The following is a 14,986-nucleotide window of genomic DNA, read 5'->3' on the forward strand; positions in this document are numbered from 1 at the left end:
TCAGTTATCAGTTATCAGTTATCAGTTATCACTGAAAAAGTCTCCTAACACCCTAGTCATTCGGGGACTGAGGAGAGATTTTCAAAGAGGAAATGGCCCCTTCTTCTATGGAGGTTTCTGATGTATTTCTTTCCCCACCCAGAGAAGGAGTTTTACTATTGCCAGAACCGCCATCTTTGGGGGGTTTCGAGGAGAGGAATCGGGCCTCGAACTGTTTGATCAGCACATACAACACCGGGACGAGAAATAAACTCAACACCGTCGAAATCAGATAACCGCCTAAGATTGCAGTTCCCAGGGACCAACGACTCATCGCCCCGGCGCCGGAAGCGATAACCAAGGGCAAGAAACCGACTAAACCGGAAATAGCCGTCATCAGAATTGGTCTTAAGCGTTCCGTCGAGGCCCGGGCTGCCGCATCGGGAATACTTAAACCCAAAGTACGGGACTGGTTAGCGAATTCCACGATTAAAATCGCATTTTTAGCCGCTAAACCGATCAACATGACCAAAGCCACCTGAGCATAGATATTATTATTCACCGCCGGGAACAGACTACCCACTTGTAGGAAATTCGCCCGCAACAGTAAGGCCCCCATGGCACCTAGGATCGCTAGGGGAACGGTAATCATGATGATAATCGGGTCAATGTAGCTTTCGTACTGGGCCGCGAGGACGAGGAAAACCACGATAAAGGCTAATCCGAAGATAACTGGGGCAGCCCCGGCGGAAGTTTTTTCTTGGAAAGCTGTACCCGTCCAAGCGTAACCGAAACCGGGCTGCAGGACTTTCCGACAAACATCTTCCATCACTGCGATCGCCTGTCCCGTACTAAAACCGGGGGCGGGACTACCCTGAACGTTAATCGAGGGATAGAGGTTAAAGTTAGTGATAATCGGTGGATAGGTGAAGCGTTTGACGCTAACCAAACCCGATAGGGGAATATTGGCCCCGGTACGGGAACGGACGTAAAGACGGTTAATATCTTCAGGATTAGAGCGATAATCCGCTTCTGCTTGGGCAAAGACTCGATACAAGCGATCGCCTAAGACGAATTGGTTGACGAAGTTGGAACCGAGATAGGTTTGCAGGGTACCGAAAACGGCCTGCATATCGACGTTTTGGGCCTGTAGCTGGTTGCGATTGATGGAAAGTTCCAGCATCGGCGTGTCGGTGGTAAATTGGGTGAAAATTCCCGATAATTCCGGTCTTGTTCGGGCCTCGGCCATGACGTTATTAGCGTTGGCAATCAAAGCGTCCATGGGGAAAGAAGCGCGGTTTTGGATAAATAACTCGAAACCGCCGGTAGAACTTAATCCATCCACGGGGGGCGCATTAACGGCGAAAGCGCGAGCATCTGGGACTTTAGTGGCTAATTGCTGGTTAATTTTCCGCAGAACCCCGAAAACCGACTTATCTTCGCCGGGCCGTTCCGACCATTCTTTTAACTTGACAAAAAATAGCCCTTGGTTGCTACCACTTCCGGCAAAACTAAAGCCCGCCATACCGACAAAGTGTTCGATTTCTTCGATACCGTCGAGAATTTCTTCGTTAATCTGACGGATAACCTGGTCGGTGTAGCGCAAGGAAACCCCGGCGGGTGCTTGCACCAAAACGAAGGCATAACCTTGGTCTTCTTCGGGGATAAAACCCTGGGGAGTGGTGCTATAACTCCAAGCTGTGAGAAAGAGGGCGGCGATAAAGAAGGGTAACACTAAAAAACGGATGCGGATCAGAAATTCGATCGAGCGTCGATAGCCCTCTTTAACTGCGTTGAAACCCCGATTAAAGCCCTCGAAAAACAGTCCCAAGGGTCCGCGGGTGCGTTGGGGCGGTTTCATGATAATCGCCGACATGGTGGGGGAAAAACTGAGGGCGTTAAAGGTGGAGATGATAATTGAAGCGGAGATGATGACGGCAAATTGTCGATAAACGATCCCCACCGTACCGGGGAAGAAGGTGACGGGAATAAACACCGCCAATAGTACAAGAGAACTGGCGATAACCGCCGAGGTTAACTCGCCCATGGCATCAAGGGCAGCTTGAAATGGCCGCATTCCCTGCCGTAATTTTTCCGATACCGCTTCTACGATCACGATGCCGTCGTCCACCACTAAACCAGTGGCCAGAATGACGGCAAACAAGGAGAGGTTATTGAGAGAATAGCCTAAAGCCAGGGCGACGGCCATGGTTCCGATCAAAGATACGGGAATAGCGATCGCCGGAATGATCGTGGTGCGCCAATCCTGAAGGAAGATAAAAATGACGAGAATAACCAGTAAAATCGCCTCCACCAGAGTGCCAAAGGCTTCTTCTAGGGAAGCGGCGACAAAGGCGGTATTATCGAGGGTAATGGCGATATTTAACCCCGGGGGGAAACTTGGTTCTAGTTCCGCCATTTTTTCTTTGACCAGTTTGGCAGTATTCCAAGCGTTGGAACCGGGTAACTGATAGACGATATAGACAACGGCGGGGGATTTGTCGAAATAGGCGGCGGTACTGTAGCTTTCGGCTCCGATTTCTGCGCGTCCTACGTCTTTAATTCGGATTAAATCGCCATTTTCACCGACTTTGACGACAATATTTTCCGCTTCCTCCCCGGTGGCCACCCTACCAACGGCGCGAATGGCGATCTGGAATTGCTGCTCTTCGGGACTGGGATCACCGCCAATTGTCCCCGCACCCACCTGAATATTCTGTTCTCGGATCGCCTGTACTACTTGTTCCGCCGATACGCCCCTAGCGGCTAAAGCATCGGGATTAAGCCAAAAACGTAGGGCGTATTCCCTCTCCCCGATGATTGTTGTACTACCAACCCCCTCGATCCGACGAATCTCGGCATCGATGACCCGATCAACAAAGTTACTTAAAAAGACCGTATCGTAGGGATAATTGCCCTTTTCGTCCGGTTTGGCGGAAATCCCGTAGGCAAGGGTAACGCTGGGGGATTGGGTATTGGTTGTCACCCCCTGCCGGTTCACTTCTTCCGGTAAACTAGCGGCCGCGGTACTGACACGGTTTTGTACCAAGACTTGGGCAATGTTACGATCCATTTCCACCGGGAAAAAGACATTCACCGTACTTTGTCCGGTGTTGGTACTCTGGGACTGCATATAAACAATCTGTTCTGTCCCGTTAATCTGGCGATCGAGTACCGTGGTAACGTTATCCTGTACGGTTTTGGCATCGGTTCCCAAATAGTTCGCATTTACCGCTACCTGAATAAATGCCAACTGGGGCAGTTTTTCTAGGGGTAAAAAGGGAACAGCGATCGCTCCGATCAAAACGATTAAAATCGAGCAAACTGTGGTCAGAACGGGTCTTTTAATGAAGGTATCGGCAATACTAAGGATCATAGGGCGTTACTGGTTCATCTTTTCTAGGATAGTTGCGGCGGTGGGAGATTTACGAGTCAGATAATTAAATATTAATAGTTTAAAGATGGTATCTAGGATAACGGGAACCGTGGCCACAAACAAGCTAATAAATGTAATATTCTCGCGCCAACCAAAGTGCCGGAACAAAGTTTCTAAGATTACCGTCCAACCCTCCGCCGAGTGAAACCCGACAAATATATCGGTAAAGAGAATAAAGATAAAGGCTTTGGTTATATCATTTAAGCTGAGAAAATAACGACTAACATAAGCTCGCGTAATTGCCAATTGTTGACGACCAAAAATTAAGATGGCAATAAAGGCTATTAATCCAGTGATATCGGAGAGTAAGTTTTTCCAACCATCTTGACTTTCATAACCCGCTTCTTTAAATAATTCCTCGACCTGTTCTCGAAAATTTTCTTCTGATTCATGCCCTGCTTTTGCTACTCCTAAAACGTGCTTGATTTCCTTAATTTCTTGAAGTCTAGCAAATTCCCTGAGATATTTTTCGCCAATTTCCTGAGAAATATAAACTTCTGATATTTTCGCTCTATCCACACCCAAATAGTTTAAAATAGGGCTAAAGACGAAATTTTTACTAATAACCTGCACCAAGAGAGGAACTAAAATAATAATCAGGATAAAACGAATAGCAATACGTTGCTGTTGTCGCAGAGTACGGAGTTGTTTAATAACGGTTTGTTCGTATTCTGGGGTTAATTCTTGCTGGAAGTTAAAAAATTTATTACCGGTTACAGGAGAAATTGCCTGGTTATTTTTATCTCTGGAGGTATCACCAGTGAGATTGGCATTAGGCAGATTTGGGGTTTGATTATTCGGTAATGGGGGCAGCAATTCCTCTAAGTCTAGGCGATATTTACCGATAATATCCTCGATCGCCTTTAAAGTCTCTAGGATGTTATTATTTTCTGGGTTAGTTTGCGGATTAAAAAAATTACCCAGACGCACTTGAGTTAAATCGAAACGTATCTGTAATAATTCTCGCTCTAGGGTACTTTGAAAGTAATCATAAACACTTTTTCCTCCCACGGCAGCCGGGGAAATTTTTTGTCCCCCAAAATGTTTATCTTCGATCGCTTTAATTTTGAGTGCTCTCTGATAAGCTGATTCTAAGGCCACTAAAGAGCGTCTTTCTACCCATTGATTAACTCGATTCCAAGGCACGGCTATAATCCTCGCTTTTCTGTCATCACAATCACCACGGTAAGCTATCAGCGTTGGCTAGATATCTACTTTCGAGAAATATCCATAATATTACATTTTGAGCGCAGGTGATGCACTCCCACCATTGAGTAAATACAACGTTTCTCATCAAAATAAAGTGTAACCTAATTTGTTATCGACGACCGATGACCGACTCCCTAAAACGAAAACTTCCTAGCTCTCCATTAAGATAACTGCTCTAATTAAAGTTAGCAATAATTTTTAGATATTGAATGTTCCTCGACAAATAAACTATAGTTACTTTGAAAGATTTCAGGAGTAAATCTATTAGCCTGTTGCCGACAATTTTCTGGATCAATTTTATCACCGTGATCGACAAAATATTTAACTGCTTCCAGCAAGGATTGGGGATTTTGTTCCCCAAAAAGTAATCCTGTTCCCTGGGGAGAATTTTCCCGCAGATCCCGCACGGTTTCTAAAGCACCTCCGGCGGCAAATGCAATCACGGGAGTACCACAAGCTTGCGCTTCCACTAAAGCAATACCAAAATCCTCACAAGCAGCATAAATAAACGCTTTTGCTTTCGACATATATTCTGCTACCATTCGATCGGACACGGAACCTAAAATCTGAATATTATCCTTGGCTAACTGACGAATTAAAGCCATTTGTGGACCATCTCCAATAACCACTAGGGGTAATCCCAATTGATTAAACGCTTCCACAATTAAAGAGACTTTTTTATAACTAACCAAACGAGAGACTACTAAATAAAAATCTTCTTTTTTCTCTTGGTAGGGAAAACGCTCGATTTGTACGGGAGGATAAATAACTTTTGCCTCCCGTCGATAACAGCGCCAAATTCGTCTAGCGGTGTGGTGGGAATTAGCCAGAAAATAGTCCACACGATTAGCAGAAATCACATCCCACTGACGCAACCCATGCAAGAGATAACGGGTGAAAATACCGGGTAATCCCTGTCCTAACTTACTATTAGCCAGATAGTCAAAAGTTAAATCCCAAGCATAACGCATCGGAGTGTGACAATAACAAATGTGCACCTGATCCGGTCGAATTAAAACCCCTTTAGCCACACAATGGGAGGAGGATAAGATTACATCATAATCCTCTAAATTTAACTGCTCGATCGCTAGGGGAAGAAAAGGTAAGTATTTTTGTACGCCATTTCTCGCTTTCGGGAAGTTTTGCAGAAAAGTTGTCCCGATCGAGCGACCATAGAGATAACTATCGGGATTAGTGGACTCAAAATCGACCAAAGCGTATAAATCCGCCTCTAGACATTGTAAAATCTCCTTAACCACTAATTCCGATCCCCCCGTCGCCTTTGGGGTTAACCACTCGTGAACCAGAGCATACTTCATAGGATAATCAATAATCTCAGCCGTAATTATAGCAGTAAGGATCGGCAGTTTAAGAGTTCACTTACTGGTTTTCTCTTCCCCAAAATTACCGACACATATCCGATCACGGTAAAAAACACCAGAAAGAAATTATTAAAATTTTCCAGAAAAATTGCAAAGTTTAGTAAAAATTACTAGCAAGATCAGATTAGCGACTCCATAATGGGGATCAAGGAAAAAATAGGCTTAAACCCATTGGGATCAAGAAAAACTAGCTTTATATACAGAAGATAACTAATTAATGAGGTTTGCTATGATCACCCTGCAACAAGTACGCTGTCCTAATTGTGGAAATTTTGCCGAAAGACAGCATATTTTAGAACACCATCTCGTTAGCACCGCCTGTTCTCACTGTGATTATCTGTTAATTAGTTGCAGTCTCACGGGAAATGTACTAGAGTGCTATGCACCCGGTATTGGTTTAAGAAGTTAACACCGCTCCCTAGCCGGATCGAAAATGTCTTGTCAAAATAGAGTGGAGAAGACAAAATCAAGGAGCTAAGTAGCTATGGGGGGTAATTTCTTCAAGGGAGCGATCTCATTGGGGGTGGTAGCGGGGATTATGGGATTTACCAATCCACCCCAAGAACTTTACAGCGAATACGCCTCGGAAAAACTTCTCGCTCATGCCGACAAAATCGCTTGCGAGAAAATCAGTCTCTGTGACTCGATCGATTCTTTACCAGTGGCAGCCAGAAATGTGATCAAAAATCAAATCTTAAAACCAGCGATCGAAACCTCTAGTCAACGGCAAAATTTAGGTGTGTTCAGCATTTACACCACAGAGGCACCGGGGGTAGCTAAAATTAGAACTCTTGGCGCTTTTGGACACTTCTTGACTTTCTCGGAGACTTAGGTGAGATTGCTGCCAGCTTAACCGCTACCAGCTTAATAATGAGTTAAGATGATCGTGTTAACCCGCGATTTGAGCGATAGACTCCTCAAGAACACCGATTAATCCTGCCTAACCGTGTTTAATTTTCTGCTCATTCTCCGAGAAGCGATCGCCCGTTGGTGGTCCGAATTCACTCTCCAAACTAAATTAATGGCCGCGGCTACTTTAGCCGTTTCTTTGTTGATGAGTGGTTTAACCTTTTGGGCGGTTAACACGATCCAGCAGGATGTCCGTCTCAATGATACCCGTTTTGGCCGGGATTTAGGGCTGTTATTAGCCGCTAATGTCTCCCCTCTGATTGCTGAGGACAATTTAACCGATTTAGCCCGTTTTTCAGCCCGTTTTTATAGTAGTACCTCCAGTGTTCGTTATTTGATCTACGCTAACGAGGAGGGTGAAATATTTTTCGGTATTCCCTATTCTACCGCCGAAGTTAAGAACTCCCTGACGATCGAGCGTCGCATTCAATTACCGGAAAATTATGGCGAAAATGGGGAAACTCCCCTCATCCGTCAGCACAAAACCCCCGACGGTGAAGTAACCGATGTCTTTGTTCCCTTAAATCATGAGGGCAAATATTTGGGAGTATTAGCGATCGGGATCAATCCTAACGCTATTGTGGTGGCTTCTTCTAATCTAACCCGTGATGTGACTATTGCCGTTTTTGTCTCGATCTGGGCTATGGTGATTCTCGGGGCGGTTTTTAATGCTTTAACTATCACCAAACCGATCAAGGAGTTATTAGTCGGGGTCAAAAATATTGCAGCAGGAAATTTTAAGCAGCGCGTTGATTTACCCCTGGGAGGAGAGTTAGGAGAATTAATTCTCAGTTTTAATGAAATGGCGGAAAAGTTAGAACGATACGAAGAACAAAATATCGAAGAAATGACCGCCGAAAAAGCCAAATTAGATACGTTAATGTCCACTATTGCTGATGGAGCAATTCTCTTAGATACTAATTTTCAATTATTATTAATTAATCCCGCAGCTCGGGAAATATTTGGCTGGGAAGATCGGGAAATTATCGGTCAAAATGTTCTACATCTTTTTCCTTCGGAGTTAACGGTTAGACTAACTAAACCTCTCTATCAAATTGCGGCAGGAGAAACCCTCCAGCCAGAAGAATCGGCTAATCAAAATCAGAAAAATGCTGTTATTGATCAGGAAAATAATAACTATTCCCCAGCAGAATTTAGATTATCTTTAACTCACCCGAAACCCCGGACAATTCGCCTTTTGTTAACTCAGGTATTCGATCAGCATCGGGAGAATGTCCGGGGAATTGCCATGACGCTACAGGATATCACTAGAGAAACAGAATTAAATGAGGCAAAAAGTCAATTTATCAGCAATGTTTCCCATGAGTTAAGAACCCCTTTATTTAACATCAAATCTTTTATTGAAACCCTGACAGAATTTGGTGAGGATCTCAGCGATACAGAAAAAAGAGAGTTTTTAGAAACCGCCAATCATGAAACCGATCGCTTAACTCGTTTAGTTAATGATGTTCTCGATCTTTCTCGGTTAGAATCCTCGCGTAACTATAACTTAGATGCGATCGATATCGGACAATTAATCGAACAAACCCTAAGAACCTATCAACTCAATGCTAGGGATAAAGGACTAGAATTAAGCTCGGAAATTGAAGCCAATTTACTACCAATTTTAGGTCATTATGATCTACTTTTACAGGTATTAACTAATCTAGTCGGTAACTCCCTAAAATTTACTCCTGCTGGCGGTAAAGTGGTGATTCGTGCCTATAAAATAAGCAGAGATAATCCCCAAGAAACTCCCAAAATTCGCGTGGAAGTATCCGATACTGGTATTGGCATTGATGCCGAGGATCAAAGTGCCATATTTGATCGCTTCTATCGGGTAGAAAATCGCGTTCATACCCTAGAAGGGACGGGATTAGGATTATCGATCGTCAAAAATATTATTGAAAAGCACTATAGTCAAATTAATTTGATTAGTGAAGTGGGAATTGGCACAACTTTCTGGTTCGATCTAGCTCTATATCAAGGCTTGATCGCCAGCAAGAAAATTAACGACGTGAGTTTATAAAAGCCAGGGCAATACTACCCAAAATCAGGGTTAATAATAGCAATAATCCCTTATTTCTGAGACACCAATTTTTAAAAACCCTAGGGAGAGGGAGAGGAGGAATTTTTTCGGCTATTATTTGACTATTTTTGTATAAAGTGCAGCCAGTAGCGTAGGGACGTTGGGGAAAATTACAGCTATCATCGCCATGATAAAGACAAGTTTGACATAAAAACTCGCCGGTGACAGCTTGATGCAGGGTCATGCCGGGATGACCATAGGCCTTGAAAATATTAGAACAGTAGGGACATTGCAAGGCTTGACTATCGACCTTGTGCTGACAACGAGGACAGGTAATCATAATCGCTAAATTTTCCCTTTGAGGATTGTCATTGCGGATGATCATAGACTATAGCAAAATCCCCGGGCTTTTTCCGGTTATTTGACTAAATAGCTGCGCCATTGGGAGGCAACTTCTTCGAGTAAACGCCAAGTTTTCCCCTCGATCTGTCTTTGTAAATAAAGATCAAAATTGTTGTGTTGTTTGGTATCTTTTTGATGGGGCAATTGTAGAGTTAGATCGTAATCTCCCTGCAAGTGATAAGCGGGCAAATTACCCACATAAATCGGTTCCAGACTGGTGACATTAATTTTAGCAATTTTTACCTGCGGCTCCTCGATCTGTAAAGATTGACTAAGGCGATCGGATGTGTGACGAAATTGTAATAAAAGGGCTTTGGTGACGATTTCTCCAGGGGGGGCAAATTCTTGGGGGGGAGTGACACTACCACAAGCAGTTAGGAAGACAAGGAAAATACTGGTTAAAAAACTGAGAAAACGGCGCATAGAATGATATTTTGAAAAAGAATGGCAGCGAGTTAAGAAAGATTATGACTCAACCAAATGAGCGAGAGAATTTCAGCCAAGCAGAAACGGTGATCCGACTACAGGAGGCGATCGAGCAGTTAAATTCGATCGTTTCCCAACTTAACACGGGAACGGGGATAGTGTTACCCCCAAAAGTTGCTATTGATAATCTTCTTAACTCAACGCAACAGTTAGCCGCTGCTTTAAAACCAGACGAATTCGCAGGAGTTGAGCAAAGTTTAACCCCAGATTCTCCCATCGAAGCAGCGGAGGGAATCGACGATATTTTACCAGATTTCGAGCAGGTGGAAGGGTGGTGGACGGCAATTTTGAACAAAATTCGCCGACTTTTACCCGGGGGAATTAGCGAAAAAATTCCCGATTGGTTAATCACCGGCTTGTTAACAGGAAGTTTAGTCACTATCCTATTAGTAGCTGTGGTCAGTTTACCGAAAAATCCGGCGGAAATTGCCGAAAATATGCCTGAAGTTGTCTCTAGTCCCTCCCCGGCAGCTAGGGAAATTATCGAAACTCCCCCAGAATTAATCGCACCAGAGGCACCGATTCCCGTCCCGATTACCAAAGCAAAACCGCGATTAACTCCCGAACAAAGTTTAGTCGCAGCCATTCAAGAGGAAATTACCGATTTAACTACTCGTTATCCCGCCGGTATTATTTCTACCGTAGAGGCAGATTTTTTGGCTAGTCGTCTAGTAGTTATTTTGGGCGATAATTGGTATAGTCTGGAGGCATCACAACAGGATAAATTGGCTAATTCGGTTTTTCAACGTTGCCAAAGTCTCGATTTTCGGCGCTTGGAAATGAAGGATAACGAGGGAATTCTCCTCGCTAGAAGTCCCGTTATCGGCGATCGAGTGGTGATTGTCAATCGCACTCAACCCAGCGCTGCCATCTCCTCCGGTGAGTAGTTTTGAGCGCGGGGAAAGGGAGTTTCGGGCAAAGACAGCCTCAAGAATTCTCGCCCACCAGTCCGCTTTTTTCCCTCGCTGGTTAGATATCTATCTGAATATACACAAAAATTAGTGATCCCTGACTTAACAGTGCTATAATTGGCTAGGTAAAATTTTGTAACGATTCTTAATCTTGAACCTACCCGATAGTCAATGCTTCCCCCCGCCTGGGGTGGCCGCAGCAGTTTTGGTGCGAGAAAAATTGCTCCGATCCAACCCAATTCCCTTAAACTTTTCTAGGGTTCCCCTGACCGCCAAAATTTTGCCCTAACTACCAAGAATTAAGAGATTTCAAACTATACCATGAACTCTGTTATTCGTCAACAGCGAGCGCTGATCACCGGAGCCGGCAGCGGCATCGGCAAGGAAACCGCCCTCGCTTTCGCCAAGGCGGGAATTAATCTGGTTTTAATCGGTCGCGATCAGCAAAAATTGGCAACCGTGGCGGGAATGGCGGCAGATTTAGGCGTATCAGCCCAAGCTTACCCCTTAGATTTGGCAGATATCCCGGAAGTAGCTCCTAGTATCGCTAAAATCGCCCAAGAATCCGGACCGATCGATATCCTGATCAATAATGCTGGCATGGGTTACACCAACTCCTTGGCCGACACACCTTTGTCAGACTGGCAGCGGGTGATCGATCTGAATTTAACCAGTGTTTATCAGTGTGTGCAAGGAATTTTACCTGCCATGCGTCAACAGGGGGGAGGCACGATCGTTAACGTTTCCTCGATCGCCGCCGATAATTTCTTCCCTGATTGGGGGGCCTATAGTGTCAGCAAAGCGGGATTAGTGGCATTTTCTCGCATTTTAGCCCTCGAGGAGCGGGCTAACGCCATTCGCATCACGATTATCATCCCCGGGGCTGTCAATACTCCCATCTGGGACAGCGATAGCGTCAAAGCAGATTTCGATCGCTCGGCCATGTTAACCCCGGATATCATCGCTCAGGCCATTCTGCAAGCGGTGTTACTGCCCAAACAGGCCGTAGTGGAAACGATGACCATTATGCCCAGTGCGGGGGCATTATAACCCGAAATACTTCTATTTATCAATCAATTCGCCTACAGGCCTCTTCATTATGACCATAGCTTCTTCTAACGGTTTAAACGGTAATCTAACCGACGCTATTCAAGCACGCGTAACCAGTCGCCCTGATCGCAACACCCACAATGGCAAAACCGCTCAAATTCATCCAACTTCCGACGAAAACAAAGAACATATGATGGATGCGGTCAGAAATATCCTGATCTCGGTGGGGGAAGATCCCGAAAGAGAAGGTTTATTAAAAACCCCCAAACGGGTGGCCGAAGCGATGCAGTTTCTCACCCAAGGCTATCAACAATCCCTGGAAACCCTCGTTAATGGTGCGATCTTCGATGAAGGTCATAATGAGATGGTATTAGTGCGCGATATTGACTTCTTTAGTCTCTGTGAACATCATATGTTACCCTTCATGGGTCGGGCCCACGTTGCCTATATTCCTAACCAAAAGGTGGTCGGATTAAGTAAATTGGCCCGCATTGTGGAAATGTATTCCCGTCGTTTACAGGTGCAAGAGCGCCTCACCCGTCAGATTGCCGAAGCGATTCAAGAAATTCTCGACCCCCAAGGGGTTGCGGTAGTCATGGAAGCAACTCATATGTGCATGGTAATGCGCGGGGTGCAGAAACCGGGATCCTGGACTGTCACCAGCGCCATGTTAGGAGTCTTCCAAGACGAGCAGAAAACCCGCGAGGAGTATCTTAACCTGATCCGTCATAAACCCAATTTCTTCTAGTCAGGGAAATGGGGGAATTCAACTAAAACCCCAACACCCAAAACCTTCTAACTGATCACTGATCACTGAATGTTTGCAGTCGCTCTAACAAGAGGGCGACTTTTTTGATGTCTTTATCACCAGGCGATCGCTCAACGCCGCTAGAGACATCAATACCCTGGGGGTGCAGCCGAGTTAAAGCTTCACTAATATTATCGGGGTTGAGTCCTCCGGCCAGAAACCAGGGCAAGGGGGGCGAAAAACTGGCTAAGGCTTGCCAGTCTAAGGTATGTCCCGTACCGCCGAGCAATTGGGGATGGTAGGCATCTAAAAGTAAAGTATCGACGCTATTGAAGTAAATTGCCGACTTTTCCCAACTTTCTCTGTCTTTGATCCGCAAAGCTTTGATAATTTCCCGGTCGGGTAATAATTGCCGCAACCTTTGGCAATATTCGGGAGATTCCTTACCATGTAACTGCACACTTGTCAAGGGGGTTTTAACAATTATTTGCTGAATAATTTCCGGTTGCTCGTCGGCAAAAACCCCGATAAAATCAATTTTGTCGGGTATTGCGGCAATAATGGCGTTAATTTGCTCGATTTTGACGTAACGAGGCGAACTAGGTACGAGGATAAAACCTAAGGCCGTAGCTCCTAAATTGGCGATCGCTCGTCCTTGGTCCGGTTGGGTAATGCCGCAAATTTTAATTCGCATTTAATCTTATTCACAAAACGTTACAAAAACTGTTAAGTATTCAAACAAAAAGCAGTTTCGGGTCAAGAGCTTTTTATAATTCCCTGTGATTAACAAAATCTTATCAAGACTGGAGCGCAAATGATCCCTTCCACCTTACTTTTAGCCACCGCTCAAACCATTCCCTGGAATTTATCCGTCGGCATTACCATGACGTTAGCTAACCTAGTAGCCTTCGTTATCGGTTATTTTGCTATCCAAAATACTGGGGCCGGCCCTGCTTTACCCTTGCCGCAGTTAGCCTCGAAAAAAAGCTTCGGTCTGCCAGAATTATTGGCTACCATGAGTTTTGGCCATATTCTCGGTGCGGGACTGGTTCTCGGTCTTTCTAATGCGGGTATTCTCTAATCAGTAATCAGTAATCAGTAATCAGTGACCAGTAAACCTACCCTAAGGATGAGTGGGGAAGCAATGCTTGCGCCCAAAATGTCACATTGACAAACACTTTACTTCTTAAGCTTGCCCTTAATCACTAATTCTCTTATCCCGAACTGAAGTTAAATGCAGCCAATAGATCGTAAAATTTAGGAAGTTATTATGTTGATTTTTAAGGCTTTTTTGTCAGCCAGTAAAATTTGGTTAGGCAACTAAGTAAAAGTGAGCGATCGATGCTATAGAAAACACCGATGACGATGATGGATTTCTTTCGCAAAAGCGAAGGATTTTAGTTTTCTCAAGCTACTGTTCGAGGTAAGTCAAGAGATTGGAGGAGATTCAGGTAATCTAAGGATAGGCGGTTAAAGTGCGTCTTAGCTTACCTGATAACGTTCTTAAAATCTATCTTCAGTAAAAGTTACTCATTTTAGTTATCTAGCTATATAAACGAGTAACTTTAAAAGGTTTTAGATAGGTTTTTGGTTTCTGTATTTAACCCCGATCCTCACAAACAAAGTCTACTACTCGATCGATTTCCCGGGATGAGCGGATGCGACGACTACCGCTGCCGAGTTCGCCACCACGACAATTGGCCCACCAACGTTCGCGACTGCCATTAACGATCGCATCAAATTCTCTAATTCTGCCACTATCATAATAACTGCGGCGATCAACGACAAAACGACCGATATTGGGGAGGCGAAATTCTTCGTAAACATTACCTTCCCAACCGCCACCAGAATTACCGTGATGGTCGTCGGTGCGTACCTCAAACTCGCCCCGACAACCATTTCTCACCACAATATTGCCGTTTTGGAAATCCCAATTACCCTCACAGGGAGCAGCGGAGCGAGTGCGGATTAATCTGACTTGGGCCCATCGAGCATTGACGGGACAGCGAGTAGTGCGACCGCTTTGACTTTCACAATTAATTCTCATGGTTCTGGCCGCTGCTGGCTCGCTCCCTAGGGGATAAATTAGCAATAAACCGAGACTAGATAATAAAATTTGGCGAAACATTGTTTTTATCTCCAAGAAATTCTCTAGTTTATCTTACAGGGGTATCCAGAAAATGAGTAGTAGTGCTTGAAGTGCGTTAATCAACAAAAAAGAAGGGTGATTTAACTTCACCCTTCCCCCTATTCGGTAAATTTTCTTGCCATCTTTAGAGAGCGTTACCGCGAGGTAATACTTCTTCAGGGAAGATAAAGTTTTCGTGGGGTTGGTCTTGGGGAGCCATCCAAGCTCTCAGACCTTCGTTAAGCAGAATATTTTTAGTGTAGAAGGTTTCAAATTCCGGGTCTTCCGCCGCTCTCAATTCCTGAGAAACGAAGTCA

15 protein-coding genes are annotated in these 14,986 nt (G+C 44.6%); 7 read left to right on the forward strand and 8 right to left on the reverse strand.

The window, feature by feature from the left end:
• Positions 1 to 52 precede the first annotated feature (52 nt).
• The 3 genes from IM475_RS17050 to IM475_RS17060 form a co-directional block, all read right to left on the reverse strand.
• A complete protein-coding gene (locus tag IM475_RS17050; protein ID WP_287728413.1) occupies positions 53 to 3,355 on the reverse strand; it encodes an efflux RND transporter permease subunit in 3,303 nt (1,100 codons plus the stop codon).
• Positions 3,356 to 3,361: 6 nt separating this feature from the next.
• Positions 3,362 to 4,561: a hypothetical protein gene (locus IM475_RS17055; protein WP_287728414.1), complete on the reverse strand. Its 1,200-nt coding sequence runs from the start codon at positions 4,559 to 4,561 to the stop codon at positions 3,362 to 3,364.
• A 248-nt stretch (positions 4,562 to 4,809) separates the two neighbouring features.
• Complete coding sequence (locus IM475_RS17060) at positions 4,810 to 5,943, reverse strand: glycosyltransferase (protein ID WP_287728416.1); 1,134 nt, start codon at positions 5,941 to 5,943, stop codon at positions 4,810 to 4,812.
• A 292-nt stretch (positions 5,944 to 6,235) separates the two neighbouring features.
• Here IM475_RS17060 and IM475_RS17065 point away from each other — a divergent pair, with 292 nt between their 5' ends.
• From IM475_RS17065 to nblS, 3 genes are all read left to right on the forward strand, one after another.
• Positions 6,236 to 6,415: a hypothetical protein gene (locus IM475_RS17065; protein WP_002798263.1), complete on the forward strand. Its 180-nt coding sequence runs from the start codon at positions 6,236 to 6,238 to the stop codon at positions 6,413 to 6,415.
• A gap of 75 nt (positions 6,416 to 6,490) precedes the next feature.
• The gene (locus IM475_RS17070; protein WP_287659277.1) at positions 6,491 to 6,838 is read left to right on the forward strand and encodes a DUF4359 domain-containing protein; all 348 of its coding nucleotides are present in this window, start codon (positions 6,491 to 6,493) and stop codon (positions 6,836 to 6,838) included.
• A gap of 114 nt (positions 6,839 to 6,952) precedes the next feature.
• On the forward strand, positions 6,953 to 8,944 hold the full coding sequence (gene nblS, locus IM475_RS17075) for a two-component system sensor histidine kinase NblS (RefSeq protein ID WP_287728418.1): 1,992 nt from the start codon (positions 6,953 to 6,955) through the stop codon (positions 8,942 to 8,944).
• Here the strand turns inward: nblS and IM475_RS17080 are convergent.
• Positions 8,925 to 9,284 carry a hypothetical protein gene (locus tag IM475_RS17080; RefSeq protein ID WP_287728432.1) on the reverse strand — a complete coding sequence of 120 codons (360 nt, stop codon included), beginning with the start codon at positions 9,282 to 9,284 and terminating at the stop codon, positions 8,925 to 8,927. The two genes, nblS and IM475_RS17080, sit on opposite strands and share 20 nt — an antisense overlap.
• Before the next feature lie 77 nt (positions 9,285 to 9,361).
• Positions 9,362 to 9,769: a hypothetical protein gene (locus IM475_RS17085; protein ID WP_287728421.1), complete on the reverse strand. Its 408-nt coding sequence runs from the start codon at positions 9,767 to 9,769 to the stop codon at positions 9,362 to 9,364.
• A 44-nt stretch (positions 9,770 to 9,813) separates the two neighbouring features.
• On the opposite strand from IM475_RS17085, the gene IM475_RS17090 reads away from it, so the two are divergent.
• From IM475_RS17090 to folE, 3 genes are all read left to right on the forward strand, one after another.
• Positions 9,814 to 10,719 carry a hypothetical protein gene (locus IM475_RS17090; RefSeq protein ID WP_287728423.1) on the forward strand — a complete coding sequence of 302 codons (906 nt, stop codon included), beginning with the start codon at positions 9,814 to 9,816 and terminating at the stop codon, positions 10,717 to 10,719.
• A 345-nt stretch (positions 10,720 to 11,064) separates the two neighbouring features.
• Complete coding sequence (locus tag IM475_RS17095) at positions 11,065 to 11,793, forward strand: SDR family oxidoreductase (RefSeq protein WP_287728425.1); 729 nt, start codon at positions 11,065 to 11,067, stop codon at positions 11,791 to 11,793.
• A 49-nt stretch (positions 11,794 to 11,842) separates the two neighbouring features.
• The gene (gene folE / locus IM475_RS17100; protein ID WP_287728428.1) at positions 11,843 to 12,541 is read left to right on the forward strand and encodes a GTP cyclohydrolase I FolE; all 699 of its coding nucleotides are present in this window, start codon (positions 11,843 to 11,845) and stop codon (positions 12,539 to 12,541) included.
• 55 nt (positions 12,542 to 12,596) lie between these two features.
• Here folE and IM475_RS17105 read toward each other — a convergent pair whose 3' ends face one another.
• Positions 12,597 to 13,235 (reverse strand): phosphoribosylanthranilate isomerase, encoded by a 639-nt coding sequence (locus IM475_RS17105; RefSeq protein ID WP_287728429.1) that lies wholly within the window; start codon positions 13,233 to 13,235, stop codon positions 12,597 to 12,599.
• Positions 13,236 to 13,355: 120 nt separating this feature from the next.
• On the opposite strand from IM475_RS17105, the gene psaK reads away from it, so the two are divergent.
• Positions 13,356 to 13,622, forward strand: a complete 267-nt coding sequence (psaK, locus tag IM475_RS17110; RefSeq protein ID WP_002736399.1) for a photosystem I reaction center subunit PsaK — start codon at positions 13,356 to 13,358, stop codon at positions 13,620 to 13,622.
• A 519-nt stretch (positions 13,623 to 14,141) separates the two neighbouring features.
• Here the strand turns inward: psaK and IM475_RS17115 are convergent.
• Together IM475_RS17115 and IM475_RS17120 are read right to left on the reverse strand one after the other, a co-directional pair.
• The gene (locus IM475_RS17115; protein WP_287728431.1) at positions 14,142 to 14,669 is read right to left on the reverse strand and encodes a DUF3011 domain-containing protein; all 528 of its coding nucleotides are present in this window, start codon (positions 14,667 to 14,669) and stop codon (positions 14,142 to 14,144) included.
• 145 nt (positions 14,670 to 14,814) lie between these two features.
• Positions 14,815 to 14,986 (reverse strand): photosystem II protein D2 (locus IM475_RS17120; protein WP_271931852.1); only part of this gene is annotated, 172 nt, incomplete at its 5' end.

This window comes from Microcystis sp. M061S2 (assembly GCF_020245605.1).
In the GTDB taxonomy this organism is placed as follows: Bacteria; Cyanobacteriota; Cyanobacteriia; order Cyanobacteriales; family Microcystaceae; genus Microcystis.